Origin of the sequence: Pseudomonas sp. SIMBA_068, from assembly GCF_046534705.1 — a bacterium.
In the GTDB taxonomy this organism is placed as follows: domain Bacteria; phylum Pseudomonadota; class Gammaproteobacteria; order Pseudomonadales; family Pseudomonadaceae; genus Aquipseudomonas; species Aquipseudomonas putida.
On sequence record NZ_JAWRYI010001589.1, the window covers coordinates 1 to 238 of the forward strand.

The following is a 238-nucleotide window of genomic DNA, read 5'->3' on the forward strand; positions in this document are numbered from 1 at the left end:
GCTTAAACTGCGCACATTCCACCTGCTGAGATCCCTGGCATGAAAGAAACACCGCGCGCCTCTGGCGCCACAACCCTCATTCTGGTCGGCCTGGGCGTTATCGTCGCCCTGCTCGGCCTGCTCCTGGCCGCTGGCGGCATCAAACTGGCCGGCCTCGGCGGCTCCTGGTATTTCCTGGTCGGCGGGCTGGCCATGGCCATCGCCGGTATCCTCATCGCCCGTCGCAAGGTCGCTGGGG

At 66.0% G+C, this 238-nt stretch carries 1 protein-coding gene; it reads left to right on the forward strand.

Features of this window, described 5'->3' with window-relative positions:
* Nucleotides 1-39: 39 nt before the first annotated feature.
* Nucleotides 40-238: hypothetical protein (locus SB756_RS35055; protein WP_410913881.1), on the forward strand; the 199-nt coding region annotated here is incomplete at its 3' end.